Origin of the sequence: Providencia sp. JUb39 (assembly GCF_012272845.1) — a bacterium.
Lineage (GTDB): Bacteria > Pseudomonadota > Gammaproteobacteria > Enterobacterales > Enterobacteriaceae > Providencia > Providencia lanzhouensis.
The window spans coordinates 597808-617274 of record NZ_JAAWXD020000001.1; the positions used below are offsets into that span (position 1 = coordinate 597808).

The 19467-nt window shown below is 40.8% G+C and carries 18 protein-coding genes; 11 read left to right on the top strand and 7 right to left on the bottom strand.

What is annotated here, in order from left to right; all coding sequences use genetic code 11:
* Positions 1–298: 298 nt before the first annotated feature.
* Together ubiC and ubiA are read left to right on the top strand one after the other, a co-directional pair.
* Positions 299–802, top strand: coding sequence for a chorismate lyase (ubiC, locus tag HFU86_RS02640; protein WP_132497083.1), 504 nt, complete (start codon positions 299–301; stop codon positions 800–802).
* A gap of 74 nt (positions 803–876) precedes the next feature.
* Positions 877–1731: a 4-hydroxybenzoate octaprenyltransferase gene (gene ubiA / locus HFU86_RS02645; protein WP_187128672.1), complete on the top strand. Its 855-nt coding sequence runs from the start codon at positions 877–879 to the stop codon at positions 1729–1731.
* Positions 1732–1809: 78 nt separating this feature from the next.
* On the opposite strand, the gene plsB is transcribed toward ubiA, so the two are convergent.
* Positions 1810–4314, bottom strand: a complete 2505-nt coding sequence (gene plsB / locus HFU86_RS02650; protein ID WP_187128673.1) for a glycerol-3-phosphate 1-O-acyltransferase PlsB — start codon at positions 4312–4314, stop codon at positions 1810–1812.
* Between the two features lie 124 nt (positions 4315–4438).
* On the opposite strand from plsB, the gene HFU86_RS02655 reads away from it, so the two are divergent.
* Both HFU86_RS02655 and lexA read left to right on the top strand, forming a co-directional pair.
* Positions 4439–4813, top strand: coding sequence for a diacylglycerol kinase (locus tag HFU86_RS02655; protein WP_187128674.1), 375 nt, complete (start codon positions 4439–4441; stop codon positions 4811–4813).
* 137 nt (positions 4814–4950) lie between these two features.
* The gene (gene lexA / locus HFU86_RS02660; RefSeq protein ID WP_036955398.1) at positions 4951–5568 is read left to right on the top strand and encodes a transcriptional repressor LexA; all 618 of its coding nucleotides are present in this window, start codon (positions 4951–4953) and stop codon (positions 5566–5568) included.
* Positions 5569–5697: 129 nt separating this feature from the next.
* Here lexA and zur read toward each other — a convergent pair whose 3' ends face one another.
* Positions 5698–6213 carry a zinc uptake transcriptional repressor Zur gene (gene zur, locus HFU86_RS02665; RefSeq protein WP_036955395.1) on the bottom strand — a complete coding sequence of 172 codons (516 nt, stop codon included), beginning with the start codon at positions 6211–6213 and terminating at the stop codon, positions 5698–5700.
* 966 nt (positions 6214–7179) lie between these two features.
* Between zur and HFU86_RS02670 the strand changes: the two genes are divergently transcribed.
* From HFU86_RS02670 to HFU86_RS02700, 7 genes are all read left to right on the top strand, one after another.
* On the top strand, positions 7180–7758 hold the full coding sequence (locus HFU86_RS02670; protein ID WP_036955392.1) for a fimbrial protein: 579 nt from the start codon (positions 7180–7182) through the stop codon (positions 7756–7758).
* 101 nt (positions 7759–7859) lie between these two features.
* Positions 7860–10340 carry a fimbria/pilus outer membrane usher protein gene (locus HFU86_RS02675; RefSeq protein ID WP_255425928.1) on the top strand — a complete coding sequence of 827 codons (2481 nt, stop codon included), beginning with the start codon at positions 7860–7862 and terminating at the stop codon, positions 10338–10340.
* A 34-nt stretch (positions 10341–10374) separates the two neighbouring features.
* On the top strand, positions 10375–11112 hold the full coding sequence (locus HFU86_RS02680) for a fimbria/pilus periplasmic chaperone (protein ID WP_187128675.1): 738 nt from the start codon (positions 10375–10377) through the stop codon (positions 11110–11112).
* Positions 11113–11123: 11 nt separating this feature from the next.
* Positions 11124–11615 (top strand): fimbrial protein, encoded by a 492-nt coding sequence (locus HFU86_RS02685; protein WP_036955381.1) that lies wholly within the window; start codon positions 11124–11126, stop codon positions 11613–11615.
* A gap of 11 nt (positions 11616–11626) precedes the next feature.
* Positions 11627–12121, top strand: coding sequence for a fimbrial protein (locus HFU86_RS02690; RefSeq protein WP_132497088.1), 495 nt, complete (start codon positions 11627–11629; stop codon positions 12119–12121).
* On the top strand, positions 12121–12672 hold the full coding sequence (locus tag HFU86_RS02695; protein ID WP_132497089.1) for a fimbrial protein: 552 nt from the start codon (positions 12121–12123) through the stop codon (positions 12670–12672). The genes HFU86_RS02690 and HFU86_RS02695 overlap by 1 nt, the downstream gene beginning before the upstream one ends.
* A 65-nt stretch (positions 12673–12737) precedes the next feature.
* Positions 12738–13592 carry an MrpH family fimbial adhesin gene (locus tag HFU86_RS02700; RefSeq protein WP_132497090.1) on the top strand — a complete coding sequence of 285 codons (855 nt, stop codon included), beginning with the start codon at positions 12738–12740 and terminating at the stop codon, positions 13590–13592.
* A gap of 147 nt (positions 13593–13739) precedes the next feature.
* Here the strand turns inward: HFU86_RS02700 and HFU86_RS02705 are convergent, their stop codons facing one another.
* The 5 genes from HFU86_RS02705 to HFU86_RS02725 form a co-directional block, all read right to left on the bottom strand.
* Entirely contained in the window at positions 13740–14216 is a 477-nt protein-coding gene (locus HFU86_RS02705) for a FidL-like protein (protein ID WP_108479285.1), read from the bottom strand.
* Positions 14217–15176: a winged helix-turn-helix domain-containing protein gene (locus tag HFU86_RS02710; RefSeq protein ID WP_187128676.1), complete on the bottom strand. Its 960-nt coding sequence runs from the start codon at positions 15174–15176 to the stop codon at positions 14217–14219.
* Positions 15177–15628: 452 nt separating this feature from the next.
* Complete coding sequence (locus HFU86_RS02715; protein WP_132497092.1) at positions 15629–17659, bottom strand: TonB-dependent receptor plug domain-containing protein; 2031 nt, start codon at positions 17657–17659, stop codon at positions 15629–15631.
* A gap of 141 nt (positions 17660–17800) precedes the next feature.
* Positions 17801–18646 carry a ModD protein gene (modD, locus tag HFU86_RS02720; RefSeq protein ID WP_187128677.1) on the bottom strand — a complete coding sequence of 282 codons (846 nt, stop codon included), beginning with the start codon at positions 18644–18646 and terminating at the stop codon, positions 17801–17803.
* Complete coding sequence (locus HFU86_RS02725) at positions 18643–19461, bottom strand: class I SAM-dependent methyltransferase (RefSeq protein WP_187128678.1); 819 nt, start codon at positions 19459–19461, stop codon at positions 18643–18645. The genes modD and HFU86_RS02725 overlap by 4 nt, the downstream gene beginning before the upstream one ends.
* Positions 19462–19467: the final 6 nt, after the last annotated feature.

Sequence of the window (19467 nt, forward strand, 5' to 3'; positions counted from 1 at the left end):
TTTTTAAGCGACTAATAGCCTGTGATTGGCAGGCTATTAGTATCCTAATAAAATACGATTTTTAAGCTAACTCATTATAAATCAAATATTTTTCACAAAATTTTTACAATTTGTGTTGAATTAGCGACTTTTTATATAAATTGTTATCTATCTTTAACCTTGCACAATAACAACGTGCTATTCTATCGCCCAATAATTTAGATGAACGATGCTGGTTGTGGCTTTAATACGCTAGACGTTAACAAGCTTGAGTAGCAATCAGGGGATAACCATAATTACTATGGTGGAATTTGATTGAATGCCTGAAACGATTTTTACCTCTCACCCGATAAACTGGTTAGAAGAGGGCGACGATAGTGTTCCTGAAAGTGTATTAGGTTGGTTGCAAGAGCAAGGGTCGATGACCAAGCGGTTTGAGCAGCATAGTCAGAAAGTGACGGTAATACCTTATTTAGAACGCTATATCTCACTAGATATGCTTACCGCCGACGAACAAAAATGCTTACCAATTAGTGAGCGTTATTGGCTACGGGAAGTGATTATGTATGGGGATAATATCCCTTGGTTGATTGGCAGAACGCTGATCCCAGAAGAGACGCTCACTGATAATGACAAAAAATTAGTGGATATTGGGCGTGTCCCATTAGGGCGCTACCTCTTTAGTCATGAAAACCTAACCCGAGATTATATTGAAATGGGATCCAGCGCTGACCGCTGGGTACGCCGCTCCCTACTTAGATTGTCCCAAAAACCATTATTATTAACCGAAATATTTTTACCTGAATCACCTGCATATAGATAACTATCTAACATAATTCAAATAACGTTTATGGGTAAAATAGAAGCATAAAGGAGCACGATAACGTGGAGGGAAGTATGGCGCTAAGTAAATGGCATGCATACAGCCGTTTAATGCGTATTGATAGACCTATTGGCTCACTGTTATTACTGTGGCCAACCTATTGGGCGCTGTGGATTGCCGCCCAAGGCACGCCAAGTTTGCATATTCTAATTGTCTTTACGGCCGGTGTATTTTTAATGCGTGCCGCAGGCTGTGTTATCAATGACTTTGCTGATCGTAATTTCGATGGGCATGTAGAAAGAACCAAACACCGACCACTACCTAGCGGTGATGTCACGGAAAAAGAAGCAAAAATTCTATTTGCTGCACTGGTGGGGCTCTCTTTCTTATTGGTATTGAGTCTGAATACCATGACCATCTGGTTATCGGTTGCAGGCTTAGCGCTAGCGTGGATCTACCCGTTTGTGAAACGCGTGAGCCATTTACCTCAAGTAGTCTTGGGTGCGGCATTTGGCTGGTCAATCCCGATGGGATTTTCCGCAGTTAGTGAGTCCTTACCACTAGTTTGTTGGTTACTGTTTTTAGTGAATATCATCTGGTCAGTGATTTATGACACGCAGTATGCCATGGTCGACCGTAACGATGATTTAAAAATTGGCGTGAAATCGACGGCGATTCTGTTCGGTCAATATGACAAGCTGATTATTGGTTTGCTGCAAATTGTCATGGTTGGTTTGCTGGTGGTGATTGGCTCATTAGCTAACTTAGGCATGGTTTATTATGGTTCGTTAGTGTTAGCCGCTGCGCTGTTTGTTTATCAACAGCAATTGATGGTGAACCGAGAACGAACACCGTGTTTCAAAGCGTTTATGAATAACAACTATGTTGGCTTTATTCTGTTTATCGGTATGGTGATTAGCTATTTTTAACCGCTAAAATGGGATAAGAAAAAGGGTAATGCAGATGCATTACCCTTTTTTGTTGGTGCATATCATTGACTTGCGATATTACTCTTGTGGAGCTTCTGAGTCTGCATCAGCACTTTCCGGCGTATTTTTCGGTGTCGGTTTTGGTGCTGAGAGCTCTTCAGTTTGGCTAACGCTCTCAATAGTCAGACGGATTTCCGGTGACATTAAGCGTGCAAGCACTGCGTACAAGTTTTTCGCATTGGTTGAGAAAATATCATTCTCGTTATTATCGATATAGCCTTCTTCTTTGAGGGTATCGACCAGTGTTGAGAACACGGCTTTATCAAAGAATTCAGGGGCGTTAATACCGTGCAGAACGGACAGACGCTGCGCGAGCATACGACTTTCTTTCTCTAACGTATTGCGACTGACTTCTGGGCTTGCATTGAGCAATGATAGCGTAATGGCGTAGCGTTGCAGTGTTTCACGAACACCAGCTGCCAGTAGCTGTAAAGGACGGATACGGCGAGGATTTAACACCACCATATTCTCATCTTTCAAGCAGATCAGTTGTTGGCTGTTCAGCTCATCAATCAATGTATCCACTGTTTCCGTGAGCGCGTTTGCGTCATAACGCATAAACAGCTCAGCTTTCAGGAATGGATAAATCAGCGCAACTTGCTGGTGGATTGCATCACGGCTAATGCGCTCATGGTGCAGTACAATGCTGGCGATAAGCGAAGGCAGAACCAGTAAGTGATGAATATTGTTACGGTAATAGGTCATTAAGACGGCATTTTCGCGTGGCAGAATAATAATATCCCCCATGCTGTCTTTTTCGACTTCAAACTTGTTCATCTGCAAAGCGTGTTCAAGCAGCTCTTCAGCCGTTTTGTTCGGCGTAGTTGCATCGGCAGTGTAAGGCACATTGCGCAGTAGCTGTAGATAGCACTCGATTTGTTCAAGCAGTTGTTCACGGGTGAGCGAGCGCTGACGTGAAGCCAACAATGCCGTTGAACATAGGTTAATCGCGTTGGCAGCTGCCGCATTATTGATATTCACCATAATGTTATCGGCTAAGCTGCTGACGGTTGGGTTTAACCAGCTCGGGCGCTGTGGTTCAATCGGGTCGATAGATTCACGCCAATTTGGTACGCGGTTATTTAAGTACTGGGTCAGTGAAATTGGTTGCCCAAAGTTCACATAACCTTGACCCAAATTACGTAGTTTACGCAGACCACGTACCATGGAGAAGAAGCCTTCTTTCTCTTTCTCAGCGCCACGCAGCTCTTTTGCGTAAGTTCCCACTTCCATCACATGCTCGTAACCAATATAGATAGGAACGATGGTGATAGGGCGGGAGTCTCCGCGTAGCATCGCTTGTAGGGTCATCGACAAGGTACCGGTTTTCGGTTCCAGTAAGCGACCTGTACGTGAACGACCGCCTTCCACAAAGTATTCAATCGAATAGCCGCGAGCAAATAGCTCACTGAGGTATTCGCGGAATACGGTGGAATAGAGTTTATTGCCTTTGAACGTACGGCGAATAAAGAACGCACCTAAACGGCGGAAAATAGGACCGGCTGGCCAAAAGTTAAGGTTAATACCCGCCGCAATGTGTGGTGGCACCAAGCCTTGGTGATAAAGCACATAAGAAAGCAGCAGGTAGTCCATATGGCTACGGTGAGAGGGCACATACACAATTTCGTGACCATCTTGCGCCAGCTGGCGAACGCGCTCAGCATGTTGAACGTTGATCCCTTGGTATAAGCGGTTCCATGTCCAACCGAGTACACGGTCAGTCAGTCGCACTGCTTCATAAGAGAAGTTAGCAGCAATCTCTTCCATCATCGCCACGGCATTTTGCTGGGCTTTTTGTAATGGAATTTTTTTACTGCGCGCTTCGTCTTCAACGGCTTTTTCAATCGCTTTAGAGGATAGCAGCTTATTAAATAGCTCATAACGGGCAGGCAGTTTTGGCCCGACCGCAGCTAAACGCTGACGAGAGTAGTGAATACGTGCTACGCGAGCAAGTTTATTGGCAATGATGGTATCAGTGCCATGCTCTTGTGCCATCTGGCCAAGAGAAATGCTCGGAGAAAAACGCACAAAGCTATCGCGCCCTAACCACAGGACTGCAAAGAATTTTTGCACACCGTTTAAGAGTTTTAGCGGGGCAGGCTTATGCCCTTCGCGACCCGGCGCACGTCCAAACATGACGGATGCAGGTAGCATTTGAATATCAAGATTTGGATTGTTTTTATGCAAATCCAGATACGCATGGAATATTTTTACTGACTCTTTACGTGGATCTGGGGAGTAGTAACGGAACACGCGCGGACCATCATCAATAAACACATAGGCTGGAAGCTTGGTGCCATTGATGTCGTTATCCACGAGCGGATCAGGTAAACCAATCGCTAAGCATTGTTGGCGAAGCGTGAGCAGGTCGGACTTTGAGTGATATGGCAAGACGTACAGCGTTGGCTTGCTTGGGTCAAGCTGTAACTCTGTTATCGGATCCGTTGGGATTAGTTTACTTTTTACCAATAATTTCAGTGGTAAATTCAACGTGTTGTAATATATTTTACGCCATAGTGACATAAATGATTATAGCCTCTTGTTAGTAATGCTGCGCAATCATAGCAGAAAGCAACGTTTAGATCTGTTATCGATAATTCACTTTGACTGCAAAAGTTGATTATTGTTTAAAAATTAAGGAAAAAATATGGCAAGTCAAACTAAGGGACTCACTCGGGTCATCAAAGCGGCTGGATACTCCCTTAAAGGTTTAAAAGCAGCATGGGTAAATGAAGCTGCATTTCGTCAAGAAGCGATTGCTGCTATCATTGCGATAATTATAGCTTTTTACTTGGATATTAGCCAAATTGACAGAATTTTGTTGATTGGTTCAGTTGTATTAGTCGCAATCGTTGAGTTAATTAACAGTGCAATTGAGGCGGTTGTTGATCGTATTGGCAGTGAATACCATGAATTATCTGGGCGAGCGAAAGATATCGGCTCCGCAGCCGTGTTCGTCACGATAGGATTAGCTCTGTTTATCTGGGGAACCGTATTATGGACACGTTATTTTACGGTTTAGTGGGCTAAAAACAGTAAAATAGATAAAAAGCCAGAAATTCATCAATAAAAGCAGGTTTTGGCTAATTTAACAGTTCCCAATACCCATTTACCTGTATATACTCACAGTCTGACTGTATAAACAAACAGGGGAACGGGATGAAAGCACTGACAGCTCGACAACAGCAAGTTTACGATCTGGTGCGTGACCACATTTCGCAAACGGGCATGCCACCAACACGCGCTGAGATAGCAGCAAGTTTGGGTTTTCGTTCGCCTAATGCGGCAGAAGAACATTTAAAAGCCTTAGCTCGTAAAGGGGTAATTGAAATTGTTTCTGGAGCTTCCAGAGGCATTCGTCTGTTGTTAGAAGAAGAATCCGAAGATTTAGGACTTCCTCTGATTGGACGTGTTGCTGCTGGCGAACCATTGCTTGCACAAGAACATATTGAAAGCCATTACCAAGTCGACCCAGAATTATTTAAACCACACGCAGACTTTTTATTACGCGTAAATGGTATGTCGATGAAAGATATCGGTATTATGGATGGTGATTTACTTGCGGTACATAAAACGCAGAATGTCCATAATGGGCAAATTGTTGTGGCACGTATCGAAGATGAAGTTACTGTTAAACGCTTTAAGCAACAAGGCAATCGCGTTGAGCTTATTGCTGAAAACTCTGATTTTGCACCAATTGTGGTTGATTTACGCGAACAGAATTTTACTATCGAAGGTCTAGCTGTTGGGGTTATCCGTAACAGTGATTGGCATTGATGATGAGTGATTGAGTCTGGCAGCAGACTCAATATCTCTATTTTTTGAATAGCCTTTCTTTATATAGCCATCTTCCATGTTGCTATATAGCTTTCTTTCTTTTACTTCCTGTAGACCACTTATTCTATATCACTTCTTTTTTGAACTGACCGTGGCGTGATGGTTATGCTCACAGTGTTCATGATCTTGGCAATTGGAAATCTCAAAACATTTTTGACATAAACCATGGTTTTCTACCACCGTATGCCTGAGATGAAAATGATTTTCTTCCGCTAGTGTGCTAATCGCTTGTTCGATAGTCGTGCAGTCACTTTCGGTCACATTGCCACAATTATCACAAATCAACATCACTGAAATATGGCTTGGATTATCCACATGGTGACAAACCACATAGCTGTTTGTTGATTCAATTTTATGAATAAATCCTTGTTCCATGAGGAACTCTAAACCGCGATAAACGGTAGGGGGTTTAGCCTGAGGCTCTATTTCACGCAGTAAATCTAGTAGATCATAAGCACTGATCGCACCGTGTTGCTGCGCAATTAATCGCAGAACAGTCTCTCTTTGTGGGGTCAAACGCACGCCTCGAGACTGACAAATACGTTCGGCCGTCGTAAGCAGCATGTCTTCACTGATTGTTTTCATCTTGTTTGGCCCCACCTAGATAGCTTCAAGTTTTTATTACTGTTTAGTTTACCATAACTTCCATTTCTGTTGTGTTTGAAATGGTGGTGATGAAATAAACAATTTCGTACTAAATTGAATACGCAATTTTAACTTTAATAAAGGCAACATTAATAAAAAATGAACTCCTTATTTAAGAGATGGTTTTTTCTATTTTAAATAAATCATTAATTGCTACATTTTAGTTAATTATTGGGTGTTAAATTTAACCAAATAAAAACAATTATTGAAATTCATTGTTACTATTTGGCGTTAATTTTAATTAAGACTTATCTTACCTCTTGTTTCTTATGTAGCGATTATTGATGCGAAAAAGATACTGGATAGATGTTAAATCTAATAAATTTACATATGTTCGGTTTATTAAGTTGTATTTAAATATAAATATAGATTTTTATATTTATAGGTTTTTTGCAATATTTAGACATTTTTATAAATGCAAAATGAAGTCTTCATATAAATCTTTCTAAGTAATTCATCATTTCTTTAGATTTAATTACTCATTCAGTGGATAAAAGTTGTCTTTGTGCATTTTGTCGATATAAAAAACCAAGTCAACGCTTCATTTGGGTGGTTTTTGACAACATATGTCACGTATGTAGAATTGACATCAGAAAATATCACAAGGTAGTTATCAGAATTCATTTAGTGTTCTATATCAATTTTAATTAATTAATGAATGACTCAGTAATTAATTTAGAAGTGAGAATGTTGGCTTAATGATTTCTGTTTTTTAAATCACATAAATGAGATGGAGCTCGTTTATATAAAAAAATCTCTAACCTGAATGAAATTCATCAAGTAGGAAAGCTAGAGGAATTTTTCAAGGGTGCACTGATTAAGTAAATGGACTTAATTTTGCATCAGTGGAAACAGGAAAGAGAAAAAGAGAAATAGCAGTTCCTACTCATTTAAAGGAAAACTTTTATGAAACTGAATAAATTAGCATTAACTCTAGCTTTAGGTTTAGGTGTTGGCGTTTCAGGTGTTGCTTTAGCTGCTGATCCAGTAGAAAGCTCACAAGGTGAAATCCGTTTTACTGGTTTCATTAACGACGTTCCATGTTCAATCGATGCTGACAACCTGAAGCAATTAGTTGAATTCGGCGAAATCGCGTTACACGAACTGACTTCTAACCAATTCCGTTCAGACAGCAAAGCGTTCGATATCGTTCTGAAAAACTGCTCTACTGAAACTTACAAAAACGCAAAAATCACATTTACTGGTTCTACAGTAAACGGTTTCCAAGGCTTCACTGGTGACTTACTGGGCTTAGGCGGTAAAGTTAAAAACGCTGGTATCGTAATCACTAACGGCGCTGACAAAATCGTTGAATTCGGTAAAGCATTCCCAGGTACTGGTGACGGCTACGCGTTAAACAATGGTGACGGTTCACAAACAACTCTGCACTTCGCAGCGTACGTTAAAGGTAACGAAGATCCAACTCAAAAAGCTACTACAGGTCGTTTTGACACTGTAGCTAACTTCAAAATTGTTTACCAATAATAGTCAGTTTCTATAGAGAACAATATGGCGTAGTCATACGCCATATTTCTTATATCGTCTTCACTGTATTTGTTTGTATAGGCGCATAGTTAATGAAAAGCATGAAGCTAAATCTAATTACAAAATTAATGCTTTTAATGTTAACGCCAATGGTTGCATTCTCTGAAGAGGCCGTTGATTTTAACACCGACTTCATTGATTCTGAAGGTAAAGAAAACGTCGACTTCAGTAAGTTTTCTCATGCCAACTATGTCCCTCCTGGGGATTACTCTTTAGCGATTGAAGTTAACCGCGCTAAAGTTTCTATGGAACAACCTATCACCTTTTTTAATCCTAATTACGACGACAAAGTTTCGTTGGCATGTATCACGCCTGAAATTTATGCATTATTGGGATTAAAAAAGGAGTGGAATAGCCAAGTCAAATGGCTAGATGATGGAAAATGTTTGGATATTCGCTCAGTTCCGGATATGACCATTCAAGGGGATTTGGCAAAGAACGTTGTACAGTTCAATATTCCTCAGGCCTACATGGAGTACTCAGACCCTGATTGGGACCCACCATCTCGTTGGGATGACGGGATTATGGGTGCATTTATTGACTATAACGCGACAGGACGCGTTGTTAATAGACAAACCGGCGATAAAGGAACGAAATCAGGTCTGACGGCCACAGGGACAATGGGTGCAAACTTCGGTGCATGGCGTTTGCGTGCCGATTGGCAAACTCAAAACGGTGAGCTGAATAAAGGTAGTAAATCATGGTCTTGGAACCAATTATACGCCTATAGAGCGATTCGTTCACTGAGTGCGCGTTTGACGATCGGGGAGCAATATTTAGCGTCAAACCTGTTTGACAGTATTCGTTATCTTGGTGCGAGTTTAGAAACCAACGAATCCATGCTGCCACCTCGCTTACAAGGCTATGCGCCTGAAATTGCGGGTGTTGCAAAAACGAATGCGACAGTCATGGTAAAACAAGATGGTCGTATTATTTATCAAACAGAAGTTAGCCCTGGCCCATTCCGTATCCAGGATGTGAACTCATTCGGTGGCGGTACGCTGGATGTAGTGATTCAAGAACAAGATGGCACAACAAGCAGCTATCGAGTGGAAACCTCTCGACTGGGTACGTTGACACGCCCTGGTCAGCTGATTTATCAATTTGTAATGGGTAAACCGACAAAAGATGACCATGATACTCAAGGCCCTGCATTTAGCATGGGATCGCTCTCTTGGGGGGCGACAAACAATATCACGGTTTATGGTGGTTTACAGGCATCATCTGAATATCAAAACGTTGCATTTGGTTTAGGTCGTGACTTTGCGCCATTTGGTGTTTTATCTGGAAACATCAACATTTCTCGCGCGCAAATGGGGCGACTGGATGACAATGAAACGTTAACCGGTAACTCTTATAACCTGACGTATTCTAAGCAGTTTGATGAAATTAACAGCCAGATTACGTTTGCGGGCTATCGATTCTCTGAACGAAATTATATGTCAATGAGTCAGTTTATTGACCGTCGCTATAAAGGCGATAAGGTCGATAGCGGTAAAGAACTTTATACCATTATCTTTGGTACGGCGTTCCCTGATTATAACGCCAATATGTATTTAAACTATTCGCACCAAACGTATTGGAATAGAGCATCAACCAACCAGTATAACTTTACGCTTTCAAACTATTTTGATATCGGCAAAGTAAAAAATATCAGCTTGAGTTTAACGGCGTATAAAACGAAATCACGTGACCGTGATGATGATGGCGTTTATTTAAACCTCATGATCCCATTAAATAAAAATGAGTCGAGCATAAGTTATTCCAGTTCCTTTTCTGGGGGGAATAACTCTAATAACGTTAACTATTATAGCCGAATTGATAATCGCTCCTCTTACTCTGTATCTGCAGGTAACTGGGATAAAGATAAAGTCACGACCGCAGGTACATATAGTTACGATGGCGATAGAAGCCAGCTGAATTTGAGTGGTACCTATATTCAGGATAACCAAACTGCCGTTTCTATGCAGTTAAAAGGCGGTATGACGATGACACCTGAAGGTGGTGCGATACACCGTAATAACTCAGTTCGTGGCGGATCCAGAATATTAGTCGATACTAATGGTGTCGCAGATGTACCCATCTTAAATGGAGTAACACCAATAAAAACTAACCGTTACGGTAAAGCGGTGGTCACCAGTGTGATGGACTATAACCGTAACAACTTAAATATTGATCTGAAAAATGTGCCGGATAATGCAGAAGCGCTGCAATCCACACAGTACGCAACTTTGACAGAAGGTGCCATTGGTTACCGTAAATTCAATGTCATCACGGGTGAAAAATTAATGGGAATTATCAGCTTAGCTGATGGAAGCTATCCACCATTTGGGGCTTCAGTGAAAAATGCGAAAAAAATAGAAGTCGGGATTATTTCAGATAAAGGTTTTGTTTACTTAGCGGGTGTTAACCCATCAGAGTTGCTTGATGTGACATGGGGTGATGATACTTCATGCCATATTCAACTGCCTGAAAAATTAGATAGCAACATGGAGCATGATGTTTTACTGCCATGTAAATAATTAAAAAAAAATTTTTAACGTCAACGGTGAATATATGAATTTATTAACTAAACGCAATGCGGTCGCTATTTTAAGCGCCTCATTACTGGCTCAATCAGCTTATGCAGCCATTGCTATTGATAGAACTCGTGTGATTTACAACGAGGGCGATAAATCAGTGAGCGTTGGTTTGAGTAATGAACACAAAACCAGCCCTTATTTGGCGCAAGCATGGATAGAAAACGATAAAGATGAAAAAGTAAATTCACCTTTTATTGTGACTCCGCCGGTACACCGACTTGAGGCGGATTCAAAAAGCCAAATTAAAATTCAGTCTGTACCTGCTATCGCTAAATTACCGAAAGATCAGGAAAGCGTTTATTACCTAAACGTGCGAGAAATACCACCGCGCAGTGAGAAAGCCAACGTATTACAAATTGCGTTACAAACAAAAATTAAACTGTTCTATCGTCCCGCTGCGATTGCAACTAAAGATAGAATGGAAACTATTCCTCAAGAAAACGATATCAAACTGGTGAAACAGGGGGGGGGATATGTCGTTAAAAACCCAACCCCTTACTTCCTATCAGTCACTAAACTCAGCAAAGGTAAGACAGAAGTTGCCGATTTTGAACCTATTATGGTTCCACCACGTGGTGAAACTAGCTTAGGAAAAAATACAGGGGATATCGGGGCATCACCAACCTTAGTATATCTCAACGATTTTGGCGGTACGATTGACTTGAAATTTAACTGCAGCGCGGTTGAGTGTTCTGTCGTACCTAGAAAATAAGGTCTACCGCTATGATGTCTATTAAAAATTTAGCCAAGGTATTATTGATATCATCGACTCTTTTTACGTCAGGAGCCCTTGGATTTTCAGGCTACCTGTATGTAGAAATTAAAGGTGTCGTCTTATCCAAACCCTGCCAGATTAATAATGGACAAGCCATAGAAGTCGATTTTGGCGATGTCATGACAACACGTATTGAAGGTGAAGTGTATAAACAGCCAATGGACTACACCATTACCTGTAAAGACGGCGTTCAGCCAAAATTGAATATGTATATTGACGGCACGCCCGCTGCATTTGACCAGCGGGTGCTTAAAACGAGTGTCGATAATCTCGGTGTCCTTTTTAAGGCGGATACCAGCGATTTCCCATTAAAAACTAGGCGTGCCTTTAACTTTGCATCACCGACTAAATTATTTGCGGTGTTGGTGAAGAAAAGTGGTACTGATTTGCCAGCGAAAGCCTTCACGGCTAATGCGACACTCAAAGTTGAGTATCAATAAGGGTGATAAACATGCGGGACATTTATAAGCTTATTGGGGTGTTTTTACTGTTTATCTTATTTCCTTTCTCTTCAATGGCGAGAGATAACGAAACAGACATTTTGATTAAAGGTAATTTAATCACGCCGCCACCGTGCCATATTGATAATGGTAAAGATATTGAAGTGGAGTTTGGTAACGTTTCCATTAAATCCATTCAAGGTAATGCTCAAAAAAGACAAGTGAATTACCAAATCCAGTGTGAAGAAAACAAGAACAACTGGGCCATGTATTTAACATTAAATGGCGCAAAAAGTGCATTTGATACTAATGGGTTGAATACAGGAATTACCAATCTTGCGGTTAAATTTCAACTGGGCGATCAAACTTTAGATTTAGGCAAAAAATATTTAATTAACCCAAGTAACCCTGGGGTACTTTGGGCTGTATTGGTTCGTGATGGTAATAAAGAGCTGAAAACGGGCGACTTTATTGCAAACGGAACCATGCTAGTGGAGTACCAATAATGAATAAGAAAATACGTTTTGGAATTTTATTTGCATTACTGGGAAACTTCGCTGTGGTAGCAACGATGCCTGCGCAAGCCGCGCAGAATAATATGAAAATCAAAGGGACGCTGGTGAACGCACCTTGTGTGGTGTTACCAGAAAATTCAAAGGTTGAAGTCGATTTTGGTGATATCCGACTGTTGGATATCTATGAGCCGGGATTTCAATTTCCGAATGAATCCTTCACGTTAGTGTTGTCAGATTGCGATTTGACCATTGCTCAAAAGTTGAAAGTGAAATTCTCTGGAACTGAAAACTTATTGTTGCCGGGTTCCCTTGCGTTGACGGGCAGTGATTTAAACCCTGGATTAGGTATTTTTATTGAGTTAACTGATGGAACCCCGATGAAAATTAACCAATTTTCATCGCTAATGCCGATCAGTAAAGCGGGTAAGAATGAATTACAGTTTAATTCATTTATCAAAGCGACATCGGATGTTGTGAATAATAAACAAGTGAAAGTCGGTAAAATATCAGCCACTGCAACATTTATATTTGAGTACGAGTAATTTTATTATCAAAGTTTATGGCTTTGATTTAATTAAGCTTTATTAAGTAAATAAAGAGAACTGAAATGGGAAAACGAATTCAAAGGTTATTTTTAATACCGTTGCTTTTTATAAGCTCTCTTGGTTATGGGTCGACATATTTTTCGTATGTTGAAGACATTGTCTCTTCAGGGAGTAGCCATACCTATTATTACCAATTTGACTATTGGAGAGCTAGCTCTCCTACGGAACCAAACCCATGTGTTTCTGTTCTGGGTTCTGGTGGCGCTAGGAACTGTTATTTTACGATTAACCATTTACATACAGCGCCAAATATTGGGGGAGCAGGGTCTCGTAAAGACTGGGAGTGTTCCATAAATTTCGCGACTTACCCGACGATGCAATCAATTATTGATGCAGCGCAAAATCAATGCGGTTTAAGTTTTCCTAAAAGAGGGGATAGTCGTCACTCCGGAGCGATTACAGCAGATGAGTGTGTCGGTATCTTTTTAGACACAAACCGTACTAGTAGTTCTGCGAAAATGCTACCCGGTGGGATCTGTGGTATTGCGCCACCACCTGCCGGTAAGTGCTATTTCAATTATGTTGCAAATAACCGAATGGAATTAGATCACGGTACATTGAACACTGGGGATCTGAATGGAAATACGCAGCGTGGATTCTTCTCGATTGTTTGTAACCAAAACATGCGAGTAAAAGTTTCTTCAAATATGTTGCAAGAGTATGTGAATTTACGTCCGAATGGTGAATTGATGTCACGAGTGACATTGAACGGTCAACCGGCTTGGTTTGGCACGATCATCAATGCAAGAGCAAATACGAATGAGCTTGTGACAGTAGAATCTGTATTGAAAACGAATGGTACGGTTGCAGCGGGTAACTTTAGTGGTGTAATTACACTGGTAATGACCATTCCATAATGTAAAGCGTTAAGAATTTTGTATTCGTCATTTTCCCATGTTGACGGTTTTGCCTACTTAAACGTAAATGTTGGTAGGCTTTTTTTTAATCTTTTTTATTTATTCTAAAATACGCATTTCTAATATAGAACTTATTAAGCTTTATGCTTATTCAACATAACAGGTGAAGGCAGAATAGGCCTCATCCTTCAAAATATAAACATTATCTTCCATTCTAGTCACATTTACATAATATTTTATTTTGTCTTTTTCCAATTGAATGAAATTGGTGAATACGTCATTAGGGGTGCTGTCAGAGTTTGTCACTGATGAGGAATTCATCACAATTAAATAATTACCCTTTTTATCTACCGGTGTATAGGAAAAATAAATAGCACGATCTAATCGATAAATGGTTTCTTGGTTTTTTATATAACCATAAAAATTCATTCTGCCATTATGATTGTCTGAAACCTGTAATGACATTTTAGATTTAAGGATAATACCATCTGGTGTGCCATTTTCTTTTATCCAAACAATTTCAGAATGACAAAGTTTCACATCATCTTTATCTTTTGCAAAGGTAACATAAGTAATGGGGATAATAACCGCAGCTAGAGCCGCAGTAATAAGATACTTTTTCATTTAAATTCTCTGATCGTTAATAGAAACACAGTCAAACTTATTATTTTTTTCTTTACAAACGCTAATTGCAGCATTTTTATCGAATGAGTAAGAGACATTGACATCTGAAAGAACAATAATTCGTTTTGGTTCTTCGCAGGCAATATTATATTTATCTAACTTTTTATTAATAAAATCGAGATTGGTTTTTTTTGCCTGTTCATTCATTTTGATGGGTGATTGAAATACGCAATTATCTCGATTTCCAAATGTTGTATAGCTATTCCTTTCATCATTGTTTGGTTTTAGTGTGTTGATATATAAGTAAAATGATCCAATCAAGATGAATGAAATGATAGCGAATAAAAGCATCCTACCTTTTAGATTGCTATTTTTAGTGGCAATGATTTCTGAAGTTGCAATGGGTTTTATCGTTGAATTATCTGTACTATTACTTATTGAAGTATTAAGTACTACAGTTTCATTTTTATCCTCTGAAATAGATACGTTTGTCAGCTCAGTATTTTGAGGTATTAGTAAATTTTTAGATGAGGTGACAAGTGTTTCTGTTATTCCATAATTATCTGAAGTGATAATTTCACTAGATACAGTTTGCTTGTTGTCATTATCCATTGCAATACTGGATAGATGACTATCAATTCTAAATCCTTTTTTGGGAACCGTAACAATTGTTTTTGGATCAATACCAACCAGCTCAAGTTTTTTCCTTATTTCGCTGATATAGGTGTTTAAATTATTATTTGATCCAACCAGACCATATTCTTCCCAAACATTTGTAAGAAGTTCGTCTCGTGTTGCAATACCTTTCTTTAAATTTAATAAAAGGATTTCACCAAATAATCGAGCAGCAGGTTTAGATAATTCAATATGTTGATCTGGATCATCTTTTAGAAAAATACGACTTGTCCTGTGCTCAAAAATAAACTTGTTATCGATTGTATAATCATGTTTTTCAATCATAGTTATCGTCTGCTCTCTGAAATTCAAATAATTCAATAGCTAAGCCACTATTAATTAGTGGCTTAGTGTAATTTAAGTTAAATTTATTCTGGGGGTTTATATATTTTTATTAATTTAATTATAGGTATAGTCTAAATAGGGATTGGAATAACTTCAAGTATTCGGAGATGAGCTTTTTTGCTATAAATTAGCAAAAATATTGATTTGAATATCATATTGGAGTAATAAACTAAATAAAATATTATTGATAGTTTATTATTATAAATATATTCGTTTTCGTTGTTATATTGGTAGATAAAACTAAATTTTCAGGGTGCTAAGTATAGTTATTTATAAGAATTATCCTAAGGGGTTTCGCTTAATTCTATTTATAGGTCAAATTAACTGATTAGACAATTTATTTCTCAATTTATAAGGCAAGAAAGTAATATCTTGCCTTATAAAATTAAGTATTAGTATTTATATTCAATTCCTAGCCAATAGTTGCGACCTTCTTCTATATAGCCATCAGTATATTCATAAGACTTGTCGAACAGGTTGTTGACTGAGCTGTTCACGGATAGCCCATGCCCTAAGTCATAATCCACGCGGAGGTCAGTTTTGGCGAAGCCGCGTACCTTATCTTCACTATCCACATAGTTAAATGCCCAGCTTCTGGCTTCTTCTGTAATCGTAATGCTCATTGGCTGATATGGGGTAAATTTCACCCAAGCAAACGCTTTGTGGGTCGGCAGCTCTGCAACATGGCGTACGCTATAGTGTTTCGGATCCGAGTGGATATAGCTGTAGTTCACACCTGCTTCCATCCAATCAGTGATTTGCCCTGTAGTGCCTAAATCCGCGCCGATATAATCCACTTTGCCGCTATTACGGTTTTGCAGTAATGCGCCACCTTTTTTATTTTCGCCTACATGGTGCGCCATAATGGCATCAGAAACGTGGTTATAGTAGGTGCTTGCGGTGTAGCTCCACACTGGAGTGAAATGTCCTTTATAAGTCAAATCAAAGGTTAGTGCACGCTCTGCATCTAAATGCGGGTTAATGAGGAATGAATCATTATTCTTCATTTTATTTTCGGTGTAGCGCTCTTTTTGTGTCGGGAATCGACTTCTTTCGGATACAGAGAATTGAACGGTATCTTCATTTTCTAAATGGTAACGGGCCATCATCTCCCAGTTAAAGGCATGTTGGTTGTTATTGTCATAATGTTGGACACCTTCCATTGCGCCAGTTTTTTTATTGTATACATAGCGTTTTCCATCATCACTATCACGCCAGTCATAGCCAATTCCGCCGATGATATCGAGTTTATCTGTCGCGACCCATTGGTATTCGGTAGAGACAGACCAGGTTTGATCTTTATAACGGTCAAATGGGTTGGTTTTATTACTGCGAGAGCGGTGAACGTCTTCTTTCCAGTGTGCGGCAAATGACAGCATATCTAATTCACGCACAGTAAAGTCTGCGCGTAGGTCTGCGCCGTTGCTGTAGTCGTCATAGCGGCTGTAGTTATAATTACCTTTTTGATAATCTTTGACCGATTTGTACTGGTGCAGCGTGTTTTTGAATGAATCGTGATAAACGCGGCTTTGCAGTGCAATACCGTCAGTGACTTGGGTCGTGCCATTAAAGTAAATGCTTTCTTTATCATAAGCTGGCCACTGCCAGATCTGCTGCTTATCCGAGTTGGCATTCGGCGCACTATTCTTGTCACCATCTTGCTTAATATAAGTCACTACATACTCATCGGCTTCTCGTGGTGTCCAACCCATTTTCAACATCAAACGCTTATCATCGGTGGCTGAGTTAGTACGGCGCCCGTGAGTTCCCGCGTAAGGGTTATTGTCGTCAGAGCTAGGCAGACCCATAAAGCGCTGCTTATATTGGCTGCCGCTGACTTGAATAAAACCTAAATCATTGCGACCACCAAGGCGGGCGCTAACGTTATGGGCATTATCTGCACCACGCGCAAAGCCTTGGTTCAGGCTGATATTCGCTTCGAACGGTTTTTTTGGGGTCGCGGTGGTTAAGTTGATGGCGCCGCCCATTAAGTTCGGACCTTGTAACAGGGACGTATACCCCGTAGAAAGCTCAACACTCGCCAGTTCACTGGTCATAAAGCGCCCAAGATCAAGGGTGCCATCATAAGGAACATAGGTTGGGATACCGTCGAAGAAAACAGGCACTTGGCGGCTGTCAAAGCCACGTACGTTGACTTGAGTTTCGTTACGGTTACCGGATTTTTGAATCGCCACGCCGGGTAGGGTGCTGAGAGCTTGAGCCACGTTGGTTTTATTGAGTTGCTTCATTTGCGACTCAGTAATCACGTTAGCATCAGCGGCGAGTGGGGTACTCCAGACTGACATCACATCGCGGCTTGCATCAGCTTGTGCCTGATTATTTTCTGGAGAGGTCGTTGCTGCTTGCCCCTGTGTTGCGAATAACGCCATTCCTATCAAATAGGTAATTTGTTTTATTTTCATTATTAATAATTTCCAGTTAGTTTTTCCTGCGACTTATATCGATATATTTATTTTTATATAACGATGAGCGTCGCTTTTGCCATAAAACACCATCCCGCGGTGAGCCGCAGGATAAGGTTTTAAATCTATGTATTTGGGTCGTTAAGATTTAAATATCTGTACTTTGATGTCTCTTGGGTTTGCGTAATAGGGAGCTGAAGTGACCAACAGAGGAACACCCGCTTGAGCGAAACTTTCGATAGTTTGCAAGTTAACGCCACCGGCAATGGATAATCGGCAGCGGGATTTTTTCTCATTCACCAAGCCTTGTAATTGCTGAATCTGCTCCACAGGAAGTTTATCCAGCTGGACAATATCGGCGTTGGCATCAATGGCGAGCAGAGCTTGCTGATAATCATCGGCTTCAACGATGATCTGTTTCTCAGGCGCGGCCGCTCGTAACGTATCGACATGAGATTGCCAATCATCGGGGTTGGCGAGGCAGTTGCGATGATTGGTAAACAGCAAGATAGTTTCTGCGCTGCCAGCACGATGGATAATGCCACCGCCAGCGAGGATCGCGGTTAACGCAAGGGGCTTGGTCGCGGGAATGGTTTTCCGTGTGCAAGCGAGTTGCCCATGTGGGTGATATTTTTTTAATATCGTGACCATTTGATGGGTGTAGTGACTGATGCCACCGCACCATTCCAAGACATTCTGGACTGCCTTCCACCCTTGATGCAGTGCTTCAACCGAGCCAGACGCGTTAATCAAGCGGCTTTGTGGCTCCACAATTTCTCCGTCACGAAATAGGCATTCGCTGTGTATGCCCAGCTTTGTGAGCATACGCTGGGCGATATCCAACCCGCTTACACAGCCGCCAAGCTTCGAGGTAAAGGTCATGGTGCCTTGCTGGGTGTGTAAGCCAAGGGCGCGGCAGGTGAGATCCCCATACTGGATATCGTCGAGAAGCAGCTGGTCAATTAAGGTGTCGGGCAAGTAAATCATAATGTCAGTTCCGCTTCATCCACCACATCCCATGAGACCATCGCCCAATCGCGGGATGGGAAAGGCAGGGTTTTACCATCGGCGGTTTGTTTCTCGTAGTAAGCGCGCAGCTTTTCAGTTTCTTCTTCGGTGAGATCTTTGAGCGACCAGTTCACGCTGTCAATAAATGCATCCACGTTATCGAATCCACCCCGATTTGGACTTTTAATAAAGTCGACACGGGCATGGATCCCCATTTGATGCAGGATATTCACGGCATAGATATAGGTTGGCAGGCTAACCACTTCGCGCCCAATTTCACGGATAATTTTCTCATCAATAAATGTCGGGTTAACGGTGTGAGTGGTATACACGCGCAGGTTAGTTTGGCGATTGAGTTTTAACATCGCCGCTTTTAAGTCATCCACAAGGGTAGAGCGGGAGGCCACAGAAATATCGGCTTTTGGTAAATCGTCCCAGCTATCTTCCCATGCAAGGGTTTTAAATTGCGCGTTGATGACATTCATCTCTTTGGCGCGAATATTGGCCATTTCGAGCATACCTGCGCTGTAGTCAATGCCGGTGACAGATTGAAATTGGTTAGCGAGATAAAGGCTAATAGAGCCGGGTCCACATCCCACATCCAGCAGGGTTTTTGCTCCTGTAAAATCCATTAATTGGCGAAAGCGAATTAAGTATGGATCGTTCGGATTGGCACAGTTTTGCGCCATTTGGTGGGCTTTTTTATCCCAATGCTCTGGCTCTTTGCGTGTGCGTTGGGCTTGTTGCATATGCTGCTGATACATTGCGGCAAAATCGAGTTGGTGAATAAGCATTGTCCC